The organism is Luteibacter sp. UNCMF331Sha3.1, assembly GCF_900109915.1.
Lineage (GTDB): Bacteria > Pseudomonadota > Gammaproteobacteria > Xanthomonadales > Rhodanobacteraceae > Luteibacter.
Genome location: NZ_FOBU01000001.1, coordinates 1,789,827 through 1,807,031 on the forward strand (window position 1 = coordinate 1,789,827; position 17,205 = coordinate 1,807,031).

The following is a 17,205-nucleotide window of genomic DNA, read 5'->3' on the forward strand; positions in this document are numbered from 1 at the left end:
CCAGTTCGAAAAACCGGGTCGAAAGGCCCTTCGATAGCAACGAAGCGTGACGGTCGCGAAACCCGTCGTCGCTCTTATCCTCTGAGGGGAGGACATCATGTCGCATCGTAGAAACCTGCTCGCGGCGAGCATCATCGCCGGGTTGTGTTGCTTCACCGGAACCGTGGCCGCGCAGGACGCGTCCACCGCCACGACGAAGACCCAGACGGCTCAGCAAAAGGCCGAAGCCGCCAAGGCGGCCGAGCTCGAAGGCATCACCGTCACCGGTATCCGCGCGAGCCTCGAGAAGTCGCTCGACACCAAGCGCAACGCCGACGCCATCGTCGAGGCCGTCACGGCCGAGGACATCGGCAAGTTCCCGAACACCAACGTCGCGGAAGCGATGACCCAGGTGCCGGGCGTCACCATCGACCGCGCCTTCGGCCAGGGCGACCGCGTGTCGATCGACGGCACGGACCCCAGCCTCAACCTCACGTTCCTCAACGGCCAGCCGATCTCGCAGACGCCGTGGCAGTACGGCGCGCAGCCGAACCGTGGCTTCGACTTCACGATGCTCGCACCGGAAATCGTCGGTCGCCTCGAAGTCTACAAGTCGCCCGAAGCGCGCCTGCCGGAAGGCAGCCTCGGCGGCACGATCCTGCTGCACACGCTGAAGCCGCTCGACCTGCCGGCCAACACCATCCGTGGTTCGTTCGGCCTCAACTACAACGATCAGGCGACGGCGGGCACGCGCCCGACCGGCTCGGCACTGTATAGCTGGAAGGACGCGAACAACATCTTCGGCATGATCGCCTCGATCCAGCACTTCGAGGAAAAGATCGACCGCCAGGGCTTCGAGATCTTCAGCTACAGCCCCGTCTCCAAGTGGGCACCCAGCCCGGCCGTCGCCGCCGGCATCGCCAACGGTTCGCTCGACCCGAACGCGATGGTGCCGGACGAAGTGAACTCGGCGTGGTTCCAGCAGAAGCGCAAGCGCGACACCGCGACGCTCGGATTCCAGATCCACCCGACGAGCAACTGGGACATCGACATCAACAACCTGTTCGTCCGCGAGAACTTCGACAACTGGAACCAGTCGCTCTATCCGTTCACCGGCGCCACGCCGGGCAACGTGACGAGCTTCATCCAGGGTCCGAACGGCGTCGTGACCGGCGGCCATGTCTGCGGCAACGACTCCCCGAACTGCCCGGCCATCGCCCAGGGCACCTTCGACAGCAACATCCGCAAATCCGTGGTGCGTACGTCGGCGTTCGACCTGAAGTCGGAATACCGCGGCGAAGGCTGGAAGCTCGGCGGCGCCGCCGGGTATAGCAAGGCCCGCAACGACAATATCTCGCAGGCCGTCATGGAGCCCGTCTACGCGGGTGGCTACACCTGGGATATCCGTCGCGGTTTCAACTTCGACAACCCGGCCGCCGCACGCGATCCCGCGAACTGGCACATGGGCGACGTGGACGGTCTGGGCGGCTGGCCGGGCAACTACGGCGACTACTCGGCGAGCTCGCGCGACACCTACGGCCAGCTCGACTTCTCGAAGTACTTCGATTCGTTCTTCAACGAGATCGCCGTCGGTTACCGCTGGAACCGCCACGAAGAAGGCATGCAGGCGCATGTCTACGGCGGCAACGCTCCCACCAATCTCGCCGAACTCGGCACGAGCGGTTACACCGATACGCTCGACGCCTTCGGCGGCGCGCTCGACGGTTCGTCGAGCCACATCATGCCGGACCGCAACGCGCAGTACGCATGGGTGCGCAACACCAATCAGGGCAACGAGGATCCGGGCACTTACCTCAACGGCACGTACAAGCTGGTCGAAAAGACCAATGCCGCCTACGTGCAGGGTAACTTCGCCGGCGGCGGCTTCCACGGCAACATCGGCATCCGCTACGTCGACACGAAGACGGACGGTACCGGCTTCAACTACAGCGGCGCCCCGGTGCTGCCGGCCCCGGCCGGTTCGTGGCAGACGTCGTCGCGCACGACGAAGAACTGGCTGCCCAGCTTCAACGTCGCGTACGACCTGATGGACGACGTGGTGCTGCGCGCGGCCGCGGCGAAGGTGATCGCCCGTCCTCCGTACAACATGCAGGTGAACAACCTGTTCCTCAACGACTCGGTGCTCACCGGCTCGGGTGGCAACCCGAACCTGAAGAACTACAAGTCGAAGAACTACTCGCTTTCCGCCGAGTGGTACTTCGCGCCGCAGTCGTACCTGGCGCTCACCGGCTTCTACAAGCAGATCGACAACTACACCGTCGTCGACTCGGCCAACGAGAGGCAGTTCAACTCGGGTCTCGTCAACGACCCTGCGACGTTCGCGCGCCAGGTCGCGCAGGGCCTCTGCACGCCGGACGGCTTCTGCACGTACTCCATCAGCCGCCCGCGCAATACCGGGTCGGGCAAGGTGCGCGGCGGCAGCATCAGCTACCAGCAGGCGTTCTGGGATACGGGTTTCGGCGTCACGGCGAACTACACGTACGCCAAGGGCACCCTCGATTCCGGCGGTGCGCTGCCGTACAACTCGAAGAATTCGTACTCGGTCAGCCCGTACTACGAGATGGGCCCGTTCAGTGCCCGCATCACGTACAACTGGCGCAGCAAGTACCTCGCCGGCGGTTACATCGCCGGTGCGCCGCCGGCCACCACGGCCGACTACGGCGACCTGGGTGCGACGCTCGGCTGGAAGCTCAACAAGCAGATCTCGTTCACGCTCTCTGGCATGAACCTGACCAACGAGAAATACGAACAGTATCTCGGCGTCACCTCGATGCCGGCCTCAAGATACACCACGGGTCGCCGCTACATGGGCTCCGTGCACTTCGATCTCTGATAACGCGCGATGGACTCGCGGCCACGGACGGCCGCCAACGCATACCTCGATGCTTCATTCCCCTCGGGCCCGACGCCTCTTCATCGGGCCCGTTTTTTTTACTCCCACCGACGATACCTAGTCGCGATGCGGTTTCCACGCCACAATCGAACGACTTCACGAGATAAGGGAACCCTCGATGCGCCGACTCCTCCTCCTTGCGATGGCCACCGGCCTTACCGCGTGCGCCACCCAGCCGAAGCAGGAAACCGCGCCCGTCGATGCCGCGCCACTGTCGCTCATTCCCATGCCGGCGCAGGTGCAGCGCGCACCCGGGCATTACCGGCTCGATGCGATGACCACCATCAACGTGGCGCCGGGCGACACGCAGGCGAAGCATGTCGCGGCGCAGCTGCAGGGGTGGATCCGCCAGGCGCGCGGCATCACGCCGGCGATCGTGGAAGGGAAGGGCAAGAGCGGTATCTCGCTCGCGACCGTATCGTCGATCAAGGGGCGCGAGGCCTACACGCTCGACGTCGGCGCGAACGGTGTACGCATCGCGGCCAACGCCGAGACCGGCCTGTTCTACGGCGCGGTCACCTACTGGCAGCTGCTCACCGACCCTGCCGCGCAGAACGGCGTACCCGCCGTGCACATCGTCGACGCACCGCGGTTCGAGTGGCGTGGCCTGATGCTCGACTCCAGCCGGCATTTTCAGTCGGTGAGCGACATCGAGCACCTGCTCGACCAGATGGCGATGCACAAGCTCAATACGTTCCACTGGCATCTCACCGACGACCAGGGCTGGCGCCTGCAGATCGAGAAGTATCCGAAGCTCACCGAGACCGGCGCGTGTCGCAAGGCGGTCGGTCCCGACATCGCGCTCACCGGCGGTGCGGACACACCGTACTGCGGGTTCTACACGAAGGACGAGGCGAAGCAGATCGTCGCGTACGCCGCCGAGCGCCACATCACGGTGGTCCCCGAGATCGAGATGCCGGGCCATGCGCAGGCCGCGGTGGCGTCGTATCCGAAGTTCGGCGCCGGCTCGAAGAAGCTCGCCGTCTCGTCCGACTGGGGGGTGAACACCGCGCTCTACAACGTCGACGATGGCACGTTCACCTTCCTGCAGGACGTGCTGGACGAGGTGATGGACATCTTCCCGTCGACGTACATCCACGTTGGCGGCGACGAGGCGGCCAAGGACGAGTGGGAGCGCTCGAAGACGGTGCAGGCGAAGATGAAGTCGCTCGGCATCACCGACGAGGAAAAGATGCAGGGCTGGTTCATCGCGCGCATCGGTACCTATCTCGACAAGCACGGCCGTCGCCTCATCGGCTGGGATGAAATCCTCGACGGCGACGTGCCGGCGAGTGCCACCGTGATGTCCTGGCGCGGCACGGAGGGCGCGATCAAGGCGGCCAACGCCGGGCACGACGTCGTGATGGCCCCGTCGCCGACGCTCTACCTCGATCGCCTGCAGTCGACGCTGCCGGACGAACCGCCGGGTCGCCCGTCGGGGCAATCGCTGCGGACGATCTACGATTTCGATCCGGTACCGAAGGAAATTGCCGGTGCCAACGCCCACCATGTGCTGGGCGCGCAGGTGACCGTGTTCTCGGAATACATTCCGACCTGGTCGCGCACGCAGCACGTCATTTTCCCCCGCATCGCCGCGCTCGCCGAGCGTACGTGGTCGCCGAAGGCCGACTGGAACGATTTCGTCGCGCGTCTGCCTGCGCAGATGTCGCGCTATCGCGCGGCGGGCATCGTGCCCGCCGACGGTGCGTTCGCCGTCGCCATCGCCACGGAAGAGGCACCCGGACACAAGGCGAAGGTGACGCTGTCCAACCAGACCGGCTATGGCACCGTGCGTTACACGACCGACGGCAGTGCACCGACGGCGCAATCCACGGCCTATACGGGGCCGTTCGACGTGGATCTTCCGTCGACCGTGCGCGCGAACGCGTTCGAGGGCGGTTTTGGCCTCGCCGGTCCGCGCGACCGCGAGATCGATGCGAAGTCGCTGCTGCGTCGTACGAGCGACGAGCTCGACATGTGCGGCGACAAGCTCGTGCTTCGTCTCGAGTCGCCCAACGCGGTCGACGGCGTGCGTCCCGTGTACAAGGTCGACATCATGGACACGTGCTGGATCTGGAAGGGCGCGAAACTCGACGGTCGTTACGGCCTGTCCGTCACCGTCGATCGCCTGCCGTACAACTACGCGCTGTGGAAGGACGTCAAAGGCATCGTGTCGCGCAAGTCGCGCTCCGCCGCCGGCGAGCTGGAAGTGCACCAGGACACCTGTGACGGCCCGAAGCTGGCGACCATTCCCCTCGCGAAGGCGAAGGACGGCCGTGCCACGCTCGACGGCATCCTGCCCAAGCGCGAAGGCACGCACGATTTGTGCTTCGTGATCACGGGCAAGCCGGGTCCGAAGATGTGGGTGCTAGGCGACGTGCAGCTGCGATAACCGTTGCTCCAGGGGTGGGAGCCAGCAGGCTGGTTCCCACCTGAAAGCGCCTACAACGAGGCGAACGACCGCATGTCCGCCTTGCGCTGCAACGCACCCCGCGCCTCGCGCTCGTCATCGCCTTCCAGCGGCGTCAGCGACACGAATTTCCCCGCCACCATCGCTGCCAGCGGCACGCCGTCGCGGATCGCGATGCGATTGCCGAGCGTGGCCGGCACCTTCGCCATCCCCGCCACGATGGAGCCGACCAGGTTCAGCGGATCGGTACCGGCGATGCACACGATCTCGCCATCGTGCTCGCGATGGCGGATCTGTCGAAGGGCCGCCAGCGCTTCGGGCAGCGCGAACTGCTCGCCGACGAGTCCGTCGACGAAGCGGCCGCCGCGAATCTCCCCGCGCGCCTCCAGCCGGTGATACACCCGACGCAGTTCGCGCCAGCTCGGGAGCCACGCCGCCTCGCGCTCCAGGATGCGCCAGCTCACCACGCCATACCGCCGCAGCAGCGTGCGTGCGATGTGCTCCAGCCCATCCGCATCGTTGCGCTGTTCGCTCGGACGGCGCGCGAGCGACCAGCGGCCGGCATCTTCGATGCCGCTCATCATGTGCCGCCGCGTGCGACGGTGACGACTGGCGTTGCGCTTCGACGACGGCAGCAGCAGCGCGCGAAGACCGGCGAAGCTGTCCGCCGTGACGCGTCCCGCGGCGACGAGCTCGCCCAGGGCGTCTTCGAGCTCCGTTCTCAGCAAGCGCGTGATCGAGGCCAGTTCATCGAAGAACAACGCACCTTCGTCGCGCAGCGCCTCGTCCACCGCCTGCGCGCGCGACGACAGCGTCACGTCGCCGGGGGCCGGCGGCGCCGCGGCGGACCAGACCGGCAGCTGGCGCCGGGGCAACAGCACGATGGGCGTGGAGCGCACGGGCCCGCCGGTCCCCGTGCCGAGCCGCAGGCGACTCCACACCACGCGTCCGGCACGACACAGATCGTCGAGCCAGCCGATCCCGTAATCGCCGACACGCGATGGCAACAGCTCCGATTCCCATGCACCGGCCGCCGCCTCGAAACCTTCGAGCTGTCCGATGATGCCGGCCAGCGCATCGGGTCCGGCGACTTGCGTCGCGCGCGTGACGTGCTGCCAGTCGAGCAGGAACCGGAGGAAATCGCGCGGCGCCACGGGCTCGATCTCGCGACGCAGCCGCCCGATGGTGTAGCGATGGATGCGTGCGAGCAGGTGACGCTCGCACCATTCCGGCTCCGTCGCACCGGGCGAGAACGCACCGCGCATGACGAAGCCTTCCGACTCCAGCGCCGCCAGTGCGACATCGACATCGCCCGGGCGCACGCCAAGTGCGTCCGCGAGGAGTGCCGCCGGCACGGGGCCGAGTCCGCCGAGACGTCCGCGCACGATGTCGACGAGCGCCGCCTCCGCCGTCCACGGCTGCGCCGCGTATCCGGCGGGAGCGGCGATGGCCGGATGCATCGATGCGTCGGGGAGCAACGCGCGCCAGGCGGGCAGGCGCTCGGCGGCGACCCAGAGCGTATGACCGTGCCGCACCAGTCGTGTGGCCCGGGCATCCTTCGCCAGCGCGGCGAGCAGCGTCGCCCAGCCCGCGTTGTCACGCGCCTCGCTCTCCGTGATCCCGCCGAGCTGGACCAGCGCCTCGTGCATCTCGTCCGCGCTGCGCGCCTCGGGCCAGGCTTCCACGCGCACGGCGTCGATGGCCTCGGCGTCGAGACGACCGAGGTCGTCCGGACTCTCGGCCTCGTTCCAGCGACGCGACTGCACGGCCTGCGTGCGGCGCTCCTCGAGCGGTGCGTCGTCGAGGAAGGCATAGGGCGCGGCGCTGAGCACTTCCGCGGCCAGCGGCGACGGCGCGGCGAGGTCGCGCGCCACCATGGCGATGCGACCGGTTTCCAGGCCACGCAGGATGTCGAGCAGACCTTCGCTGTCCATCGCCTCGTGCAGGCAGTCCTCGAGGGTCTGTTTCACCAGCGGGTGGTCGGGCACCTCGCGCTCCCCGACGAGGTTTTCCGCGCAGGCGACCTGATCGGGGAAGACGGTGGCGAGCAGGTCTTCGCTCTTCATGCGCTGAAGCTGCGGCGCGACCTTGCGGCCGCCGGTGAAGCGCGGCAGGGCGAGCGCGGTGGTCGCGTTCCAGCGCCAGCGCACGCCGAACAGCGGCGCGTCGAGCAAGGCCTGGATCAGTACGTGCTCGGCGGAGTTCGAATGCAGGTAACGGGCGACCTCGTCGAGCGGAAAGCTGTGGCTCGTGGACAGCGACAGCACGATCGCGTCTTCCGTGGCCGCCGCCTGCAGCTCGAAATTGAACTTGCGACAGAATCGCTTGCGCAGCGCGAGTCCCCACGCACGGTTGATACGGCTGCCGTAGGGCGTGTGGATGATGAGCTGCGTGCCGCCGGATTCGTCGAAGAAGCGTTCCATCACCAGCGTGTCGCGCGTCGGCAGCGCACCGAGGGCCGCGCGGGCGCGGAAGAGATAATCGACGATCTGCTCCGCGGCGGCTTTCGGCACCCGGAGTTCGTCGACGAGCCAGCGGAACGCCGCATCGCGACCGCCGTCGTCGAACGCGGCCGACACGTCGCTGCGCAGACGCGACACGCCGATCGACAACTCGTCGGTACGGCCGGGTGCTTCGCCGAGCCAGAAAGGAATGTTCGGCGGCGCACCCTGGGCGTCTTCCACTCGCAGTCGTCCGGCTTCCACGCGCATGATGCGGTAGGAGCGGTTGCCGAGCTGGAACACGTCGCCGGCGAGACTCTCCACGGCGAAGTCTTCGTTCACCGTGCCGACGATCGTGGCCTGGGGTTCGAGCAGCACGTTGTAATCGCCGGTGTCGGGGATGGTGCCGCCCGACGTCACGGCCGTGAGCCGGGCGCCGCGGCGTTCGCGCAGCCGACGGTTCACGGCGTCGCGATGGATGTACGAACCCCGCGGACCGACGCGCGTCGTGAAGCCCTCCGACAGCATGCGCACCGTTTCGTCGAAGGTGTCGCGCTTCAGCGCCCGGAAGGGATACGCGCGGCGGAACAGGTCGTAGAGCGCGTCTTCGTCCCATTCCTGGCAGGCGATCTCCGCCACGATCTGCTGCGCGAGCACGTCGAGCGGCTCGTTGGGCATGATCAGCGTGTCGAGTTCGCCGCGGCGCACGCAATCGAGCAGCGCCGCGCATTCCACGAGGTCGTCGCGGGACGTGGGGAACAGCCGGGCCTTTGGCGTGCCGCCGACGGCGTGGCCCGCGCGGCCCGCGCGTTGAAGGAACGCCGCGATCGAACGCGGCGAGGCGATCTGGCACACGAGGTCGACGTCGCCGATGTCGATGCCGAGTTCGAGCGACGCGGTGGCGACCAGCGCGCGCAGCTCGCCGCGCTTCAGCCGCTGCTCGGCGTCGAGCCGCTGCTCGCGCGACAGGCTGCCATGGTGCGCGGTGACGGCCTCCTTTCCGAGCCGTTCGGAGAGGTGACGCGACACGCGCTCGGCCATGCGTCGCGTGTTGACGAACACCAGCGTGGTGCGGTGCTGCTCGATGAGGTTGCCGAGACGGTTGTAGACGAGTTCCCACATGTCGTTCGACATCACCGCCTCGAGCGGTACCGGTGGCACCTCGAGCGCGAGGTCGCGCTGGCGCGCGTGGCCGATGTCGACGATGGCGCAGTCCTCGCGCTCGCTGCCCGTGAGGAACGCGGCCACCTTCTCGATGGGTTTCTGCGTGGCCGACAGGCCGATGCGCGTGATACGGCGCTGGGCGATCGATTCGAGGCGTTCGAGCGATACCGCCAGGTGGCTGCCGCGCTTGCTCGCGGCCACGGCGTGGATCTCGTCGACGATCACTTCGCGCACGTCGCGCAGCATCGCGCGGCCCGATTCCGAGCCGAGCAGCACGTAGAGGGATTCCGGCGTGGTGACCAGGATGTGCGGTGGGCGTCGCTTCATGCGTTCGCGGTCGGACGACGGCGTGTCGCCGGTGCGTACCGCGGTGCGGATCTCGAGGTCGGGCAGGCCACGCGCGCGGAGTTCGTCGCGGATGCCGGCCAGCGGGGCTTCGAGGTTGATGCGGATGTCGTTGGACAGTGCCTTCAGCGGAGACACGTAGAGGATCGTCGTGCGATCGCGGAGGCCGCCTTCCTCCACGCCTTCGCGCACCAGCATGTCGATCGCCGACAGGAACGCGGTGAGCGTCTTGCCCGAGCCCGTGGGCGCGGCGACCAGCGTGTGCCGGCCGGAACGGATCGCGGGCCACGCGGCGACCTGCGCCGGCGTGGGCGCCGGAAACGTGGCCGAGAACCACGCCGCGACGGCGGGATGGAAGGCGCTGAGCGACTTTTGTGAATTCATTGAACCACTTGAGTGGGGTCGGCGGGCCTCGATGGCAAGCGCCGAGCATAGGCCGGTCGCGTCTCGCCGGTTGCGATAAAAGCGTTACTTGGCGATGGTTAGCCATTCTCCTTACCAACGCAGCGAGATCATGCCCCCAGTCGCCCGCCGTACCGCCCTTGCCGTCGCCCTCGCCGCCGGTCTTGCCGGCACCGTGCATGCCGCCGCTCCCACGGACCGGCCGTGGATGGATCGCTCGCTCCCGGCCGACCGGCGCGCCGAGCTGATCGTGGCCGCGATGACGGACGATGAGAAATTCCGGCTGATCCGCTCCGACTTCGGCCTCGCGAGCGACAAACACGGTGTGCCGGAAGGCGCGGTCAGCGGTGCGGGTTACGTCCCCGCCCTGCCCCGGCTGGGCCTGGCTGCGATCAACGAAACCGATGCCGGCCTCGGCGTGAACAAGCCGGGCATCGACGGCAAGGGCGCGATCTCCCTGCCCGCCGGCCTCGCCACCGCGGCGAGTTTCGATCCGGCGGTTGCCCACGCGGGCGGGCGGATGATCGGCGGCGAGGCGCGCGGCAAGGGCTACGCGGTGCTGCTCTCCGGCGGCGTGAACCTCGTGCGCGATCCCCGCAACGGCCGTAACTTCGAATACGCAGGCGAGGATCCGATCCTCGCGGGCACCATCGTCGGCGCGGCCGTGAAGGGCATCCAGGAGCGGAAGATCCTCGCGACGGTCAAGCACTTCGCCATCAACGACCTCGAGACGGGCCGCAACACGCACAGCGCCGACATCGATCCGGTCGCGCTGCGCGAGTCCGACTTGCTCGCGTTCCAGATCGCGATCGCCCACGGCGACCCGGCGTCCGTCATGTCGGCGTACAACCGCATCAACGGCGTCTACGCCGGCGAGAACGCCTGGCTGCTGACCGACGTGCTGAAGAAGGAATGGGGCTTCAAGGGATTCGTGATGTCCGACTGGGGCGGCGTGCACAGCGGCGCGAAGGCCGCGATGGCCGGCCTCGATCAGGAGTCGGCCGGCGAAGTCTTCGACAAGGAGGTCTACGTCGACAAGCCGCTTCGCGCGGCCGTCGCGTCCGGCGAGGTGCCGAAAGCCCGGCTCGACGACATGGTCCGCCGCATCATGCGCAGCCTGTTCGCCCACGGCGTGATCGACGAGCCGACGCCCGTGAAGCCGACCGTCGCCGTGCCTTACGCCGCCGATCGCGTTGTCGCGCGGGACGCGCTCGAAGCCGGCGCGGTCCTCCTGCGCAACGAAGGCGCGCTGCTGCCGCTGGCGCGCAAGGGTCAGTCGGTGGTCGTGATCGGCGCCCACGCGGACAAGGGCGTGCTGGCGGGCGGCGGTTCGTCCACGGTCACCGACGAGGGCGGCGACCCGGTGCCCGGCCTGGAGCCGACCGGCTGGCCGGGTCCCGTGCGGTATCACGCGTCCGCGCCGCTCACCTATATGCAGAAGCTCGGGGGCAAGGTCACGTTCGACCCGGGCACCGATCCCGCCGCGGCGGCAAAGGCGGCCGCGGCGGCCGACGTGGCCGTGGTGTTCGTCACGAAGTGGGCCGCCGAGTCGTACGACGCCCCGGACATGTCGCTGCCCGACGGCCAGGATGCGCTCGTCGCCGCGGTGGCGAAGGCGAATCGGAAGGTGGTCGTGGTGCTGGAGACCAACGGCGCGGTGAAGATGCCGTGGCTCGGCGACGTCGGCGCGGTCATGCAGGCGTGGTACCCGGGCTCCGGCGGCGGCGAAGGCATCGCGCGCCTGCTCTATGGCGAAACGTCGCCGTCCGGCCGCCTGCCGGTGAGCTGGCCGAAGGACGAAGCGCAGCTGCCGCGCCCGACGATCCAGGCGGCAGGCCTGAATGCGAAGGACAAGCCGGCCGACGACATCGACTACAACATCGAAGGCGCCGACGTCGGTTACCGGTGGTTCGAGAAAACGAAGCGCGATCCGCTGTTCGCCTTCGGTTACGGCCTGACATACACGACGTTCGCGTACAGCGACTTCGCGGTCGGCACCGACGCCGCCGGGCATCCGGTGGCCCACGTCACGGTGAAGAACACGGGCAGGGTCGCCGGCGCGGACGTGCCGCAGATCTACGTCGCCGCACCGGGCGGCGCCATGCGCCGTCTGGCCGGCTGGAGCAAGGTGTCGCTGAAGCCGGGCGCCAGCCGCCGCGTCGACATTCCGCTCGAGCCGATGGCGCTGGCCCGCTACGACGACGCCGGCAAGCGCTGGCGCGTGGCACCCGGCACCTACAAGGTGAAGCTCGCCCGCTCGGCGACGGATTTCGCGGGTGAGGCGACGCTCGAGATGAAGGAGAGCTTCCCGGTGGTCAAGGCGCCGTAATCGGCTTTACCGGTGGGAGCCAGCCTGCTGGCGAAGGGTGCCTGCCGCGAGCACCCTTCGCCAGCAGGCTGGCTCCCACCAAAGCGTCTCGACGATTCGCCCACACGCTTCGCCGCCACAATGCGCGCATGAACCTGCGCCCTGCCCTCGCCGCCCTGTCGCTCCTCGCCGTCGCCACCCCGGCCCTTGCCGACCCGCCCGACTTCGACCGCCCCGGCGCCGGCTTCGCCACCACGGTGCTACCGGCCGGCACGCTCGCGCTCGAGCAAGGCCTGCCCACGTACGAGCGGCAGCGCCAGGATGGCTTTCTCGATCGGACCTATACCGCCGACAGTCTCGTCCGCATCGGACTCGGTGGCCCGGTGGAGCTGCAGGTGGCCGGGTCGGCGTGGAACCGTCTGGAGGAGCGCGGCCAGGGTTCCCGGCGGCACGCCGTGGGCCATGGCGACACCAGTGTGGGCGTGAAGTGGGCGCCGGCGGGCGCGGGCGACGCCGGCGACTTCAGCTGGGCGGCGCTGGGCAACGTCACCTTCGACAATGGCGATGAGGATTTCGGCAACGGCGCACGCGAAGTCAGTCTCGGCACGACACTCCAGTGGCAGCCGGACGAGCAGCACCAGAACACGCTGTATGCCAACGTGGACCGGCTGAAAGGACGCAACACCTGGACACTGGCGCCCACGTTCGGGCGCCGCTTCGGTGAAAACCTCACCGCGTATCTCGAGGCCGACGCGATCCACGACGCCGACGACGGCAACGAGCTGCAGGCAGGCGGCGGCCTCGCGTATACGATCGGCGACCACGTGCAGCTCGACGCGTACGCCCTGCATCGGATCGGCAGCCATGGCCCGTCGGTGGTGGCGGGCGTGGGCGTGTCGATGTTCTTCGGGAAGAAGGGCTAGCGCCGGTTCGCCCGGCGCATGGCGCGGAGCAGGATCGCGGCAAGCACGAGGCCGACCAGCAGGCCGATACCACCGCCCCACACGGAACCGGTCCGCCCATCGACGACATAGCCGATGGCGAAACCGAGGAGCGCGATGAGGGGGACGGGAAGGCAGCCCATGGGTGAAAGATTACCCCACAAAAAGCATGGCCCTCGCGCTCACGCGGAGGGCCATGGCGACCGTCCCTTGGTCTGGTGGCCTTGGCCACCGGAACGCGGCCCGGCGAAGCCGACGCAGCGTTACCGCCGATGAAGGGGGGATCGATCCTTGCGCTAGGGACGGACGGCGTCCTGCCGTCGGATCGGTCATCGGCGATGGACCTAATGTCGCGTAGGTAGGCCGATGACGGATATAGGAGAATTCTTAAAATTAGTGCCGATTTGCCTTCGTCTTCGTAGGCCTCGACCCCGATTCACGCCGGGGCTTGGCTTTCCGGCGTCGACGTGTCGTCGCGGCGAGGCTGCGGACGGGCCCGATCGGTTCGGCTGATGCGACGGGGTGGCGGCGTCGGCTGAGGCTCGCTGAGCCCGCGACTGGCGAGGCTACGTGCGCGCGCACCGTCGGAGGATCCGTAATCGCGTTTGCCTGGTTCTCTCTGCATGCCGTTCTCCTGAGTGCACCCACCCGGGCGGTCAGGTTGGCTGCAAAAGGCGAAATTTTCGGTGGCAGGGGGGTGAACGTTTCGTGACAGTCTTTCACGGCCTTCCGGCGCCGGAAGACGTTAAGGCGACGTCGAGGCGGCCGGCATCCGCTGGATCAGTTCGGTCGCCAGTACTTCGTAGTTCTCGTCGAAATGATGGGAGCCGGGCTTTTTGTAGACCGTGACGAAGGACGGCAGCTTCGGGTCGGTGCAGCCGCTGTCGTCGGCGTCCTCGGCGCCGTAGTAGCACGCCATCGGCGGGCGACCCGCCAGGGCGGCGATCGGCGGCATGGCATCGGTGTGGACCACCGGATTCAGCCACTGCAGGAAATTGTGCGTGTGCGTGGTCCACCAGCCCTGCTGCATGTAGCCCTCGAGTTCGATCTCGAAGTTCACGTCGCGGCTGGCCGAGAGGAGCACCAGCTGGGCCAGCCGGTCGCGGTTGCCGGGCCGCAGCTTGCCGACGATCGTCGGCAGCACGTCGGCACCGAACGAATAGCCGATCAGCAGCACCCGCTTCTTTTTCCACAGGGTGGTGTAATGGTCGAGCAGGCCATCGAGGTCGCGGGCGGATTCGTCGGGCGAGCGATATCGCCAGAAGTACTTGAAGGTGCTCACGCCCGCCACGGGGATACCGCGCGAGGTGAACACCGCGCCCAGCCGCTGGTCGAGGTCCCACCAGCCGCCGTCGCCGGAATAGATCACCACCAGCAGATCCTCCTGGCCCGCCGGCGCCGCGGTGAGCGCGGGTAGCTCGACCGTGGATTTCTCCATCGAGGCACGCGTCCACGGATGCCACGCGAGCAGGGCCAGCACGCCGAGGATGACGACGGAGAGCGCGCCGTAGCGCAGCGCCTTGCGCATCGACGATCTCATCGGCGCACCACGCCGCCGAGGCCGCCCGAAATCAGGCTGGCGACGTTCGCGAGCGCGAGGGGCAGCGCGATGCCACCCGGCACGGCGATGTAGCGCGGTTCCCACTCCGGATCGAACTTGTCCTTGTACCGGTGGAGTCCGCGGAAGTTGTAGAAGCGCTCGCCACGGCCGAACACCATCGCGCCGAAACGGCTCCACAGCGGCGCCGTACGCCTATTCTGCAGGCCCGACAACGGGGCCATGCCAAGGTTGAACCAGCGATAGCCTTCGGCTTTCGCCCAGACCATCAGTTCGATGAACAGGAAATCCATGATGCCGGAGGGGCCTTCGGGCAGGTGGCGCATGAGGTCGACGGAGGCTTCTTCCTTCGTCGAGGTCACGAAAATATTGGCGAACGCGACCGGTTCGTCGCCCTGCCAGACGACCGCCATCGGCGTACGGGAAAGATACCGCTCATCGAACAGACCGAGCGAGAAACGTTTTTCGCGGACCTTCTTGTCGCGCATCCACGCGTCGGAGATGCGCTTCAGACGAGGCAACAACGCGGGCACGCCTTCGACCGGCACGATCTCCATGCGCAGGCCGTCACGCGCCAGCTTGTTCACGGTGCCGCGCAGCGTTTTCTTGGACTTGCCGTCGAGGTTGAACGCATCGAGGCGCACACGTGCCTCTTCGCCGATCTTCAGCAGGCTCATGCCGACGTCGAGGTAGAGGTCGAGGTCGTCGGGTCGTACCTGATAGAACAACGGCCAGCCGCCGGCGCGCTCGCATTCCTCGCGGAACGTCCACACCAGTTCGCGCCGCACGCTTTCGTCGGTGCCCACCGGGTCGCCCATGGCGACCCAGCTGCGGCCTTCGATGTCGTACATGATGAAGGCGCGGTCGTCGGGCGCGAACATCAGCATCTTGTCGCCCACCAGCGCGAGGTGCGCCTGTGCCGAGTCGAAGCCCTTCACCAGCGGCATCGCGCGCGCCAGTTCGGCATCGCCGGGCAGAGAGCGTCGCGGTCGTGCCGGGCGGATGAGCCGGGCGAGCGCGAAGAGCATGACGACCGCCGTCGCACCCACCAGCGCGCGCAGCGCACGCGGCGCGCCGCCGTGGCGGAAGCTGAATTCCCACCACAGGTTGTTGCTGTATTCGACGTGCTTGAAGCTGAAGAACACGAGCCATGTGGAGCAGGCGAGCACCGCGCCGATCGCCAGCACCCAGCCCGGCGAGAACGTGGCGCGGAACAGCGACGCGCGGCGATGGAAGTGGCGATGGGCAGGTGCGAGCGCGAGGGCCAGCAGGGCCAGCAACGTGGCTTCCTCGTAATCGATGCCCTTGAGCAACGAGAGGATCGCGCCGAGGATCAGCAGCACCAGCGTCAGCACGTACGCCGCATCGAGGCGACGCTGCAGCCCGCGCGCGAGGATCAGCAGCGACATGCCGACCACGCTCGAAAGGAAGTGGGACACCTCCACCAGCGGTAGCGGAACGAAGCCGCGCAGGATCTCCATGCGTCCGGGGATCGCCAGCGTCGCGCCCGAGAACAGCAGCACCGCGCCGCAGACCAGCGTCAGCCCGGCGAAGAACGGCGGCAGCAGGCTGCTGAACCACGGCGTGATCAGCGCGGCGTGGCGCAGCGCGCGCACCTCGCGCCAGATGACCATCACCGTGGCCGTGCACAGCGGCAAGAGGTAATAGACGAGCCGATACGCGGCCAGGGAGCCGAGGATGGGGGCTTCCAGTCCGTGGTTTCCGGTGGCGCCGAAGCCTGCGAGCATCACGGCCTCGAACACGCCGATGCCACCCGGCACGTGGCTGATCAGGCCCGCCATCTGCGCCAGCACGAAGATCGCGAGGAAATGGCCGAAGCCCCCGGCGATCGCCTCGGGCATCAGCACGTACAGCACTCCCGCCGCGAGACCCCAGTCCAGCGCGCCGATCAGGATCTGCCGCGCGGCGACCGCCGGGCGCGGCGTTTCCACCGCCCAGCGCCAGAGGCGCACGGGCCGGCGGACGAGGACGGCCGCCGCGAACCACGCGAGTGGCACCCCGGCGAGCACGATCGCGAGCGGAATGCGCCAGGCCGATAACGGCACGTCGGCCGGGATCGGTATGACCAGCAGCGTGACCCCGGTCAGGGCGGCGAGGCCCAGCCAGAAGCTCAGAGTGGTGTAGAGCACCACGCGCGCGACCTCGCCGGTGGTGAGGCCCGCCTGCACGTAGAACCGGTAGCGGATCGACCCGGACACCAGAAGCGACATGCCCAGGGCGTTCGAGAACGCGTAGCTGATGAACGAGATCATCCCCACGCGCTTCGCGGGCAGCCGCTTGCCGATGCTGCGGAGGCCGAACCAGTCGTAGAGGGTCATGACCAGATAGCCGGCGCCGGTCAGCAGCACGGCCAGCGCGATGTCCGTATTCGGCAAACCGTGGACGTACGAGGCGATCTGCCGGTAGGTGACCTCGCGGGCCATCGCGTGCAGCGCCCATAGCGCCAGGCACAGCAACACCACCGACAACAGCGGCCCGCCCGCGCGGCGCAGGAGGGTCAGGTAGAGCGCGCGCCTGGCAGCGGGCTGATCGGTCGACGGGAGCTCCGCCATGGTTTCGTGCTCCACGTGCGACGTGGCTCCGCTTCGGGTCGTAAGGTCGTGTAGGGTGCCACAGAGCGAACGGGTGCGGCAGGGCGTCTTTTCCTCGCGCGGCGATCTGAACGCGTCCCGGCGAACAAAGCCTCCCCTAAGCTGGGGGAAAGGGTCACGTAAGCACCCTC

General features: G+C 67.8%; 8 protein-coding genes. 4 read left to right on the plus strand and 4 right to left on the minus strand.

What is annotated here, in order from left to right; all coding sequences use genetic code 11:
* Positions 1–97: 97 nt before the first annotated feature.
* Positions 98–2,833 carry a TonB-dependent receptor gene (locus tag BMX32_RS07875; protein WP_089976566.1) on the plus strand — a complete coding sequence of 912 codons (2,736 nt, stop codon included), beginning with the start codon at positions 98–100 and terminating at the stop codon, positions 2,831–2,833.
* 178 nt (positions 2,834–3,011) lie between these two features.
* Entirely contained in the window at positions 3,012–5,285 is a 2,274-nt protein-coding gene (locus BMX32_RS07880; protein WP_089976568.1) for a family 20 glycosylhydrolase, read from the plus strand.
* 50 nt (positions 5,286–5,335) lie between these two features.
* Here BMX32_RS07880 and BMX32_RS07885 read toward each other — a convergent pair whose 3' ends face one another.
* Positions 5,336–9,637: a DEAD/DEAH box helicase gene (locus BMX32_RS07885; RefSeq protein ID WP_089976571.1), complete on the minus strand. Its 4,302-nt coding sequence runs from the start codon at positions 9,635–9,637 to the stop codon at positions 5,336–5,338.
* Positions 9,638–9,767: 130 nt separating this feature from the next.
* Between BMX32_RS07885 and BMX32_RS07890 the strand changes: the two genes are divergently transcribed.
* Both BMX32_RS07890 and BMX32_RS07895 read left to right on the plus strand, forming a co-directional pair.
* Positions 9,768–11,984 (plus strand): glycoside hydrolase family 3 C-terminal domain-containing protein, encoded by a 2,217-nt coding sequence (locus BMX32_RS07890; protein WP_244511454.1) that lies wholly within the window; start codon positions 9,768–9,770, stop codon positions 11,982–11,984.
* 128 nt (positions 11,985–12,112) lie between these two features.
* A complete protein-coding gene (locus BMX32_RS07895; RefSeq protein ID WP_089976575.1) occupies positions 12,113–12,886 on the plus strand; it encodes a transporter in 774 nt (257 codons plus the stop codon).
* Here the strand turns inward: BMX32_RS07895 and BMX32_RS18625 are convergent.
* From BMX32_RS18625 to mprF, 3 genes are all read right to left on the minus strand, one after another.
* Positions 12,883–13,047 carry a hypothetical protein gene (locus tag BMX32_RS18625; protein WP_170843590.1) on the minus strand — a complete coding sequence of 55 codons (165 nt, stop codon included), beginning with the start codon at positions 13,045–13,047 and terminating at the stop codon, positions 12,883–12,885. The two genes, BMX32_RS07895 and BMX32_RS18625, sit on opposite strands and share 4 nt — an antisense overlap.
* A 602-nt stretch (positions 13,048–13,649) precedes the next feature.
* A complete protein-coding gene (locus BMX32_RS07900; RefSeq protein WP_244511455.1) occupies positions 13,650–14,444 on the minus strand; it encodes a virulence factor family protein in 795 nt (264 codons plus the stop codon).
* Positions 14,441–17,050: a bifunctional lysylphosphatidylglycerol flippase/synthetase MprF gene (gene mprF / locus BMX32_RS07905; RefSeq protein ID WP_244511456.1), complete on the minus strand. Its 2,610-nt coding sequence runs from the start codon at positions 17,048–17,050 to the stop codon at positions 14,441–14,443. The genes BMX32_RS07900 and mprF overlap by 4 nt, the downstream gene beginning before the upstream one ends.
* Positions 17,051–17,205: the final 155 nt, after the last annotated feature.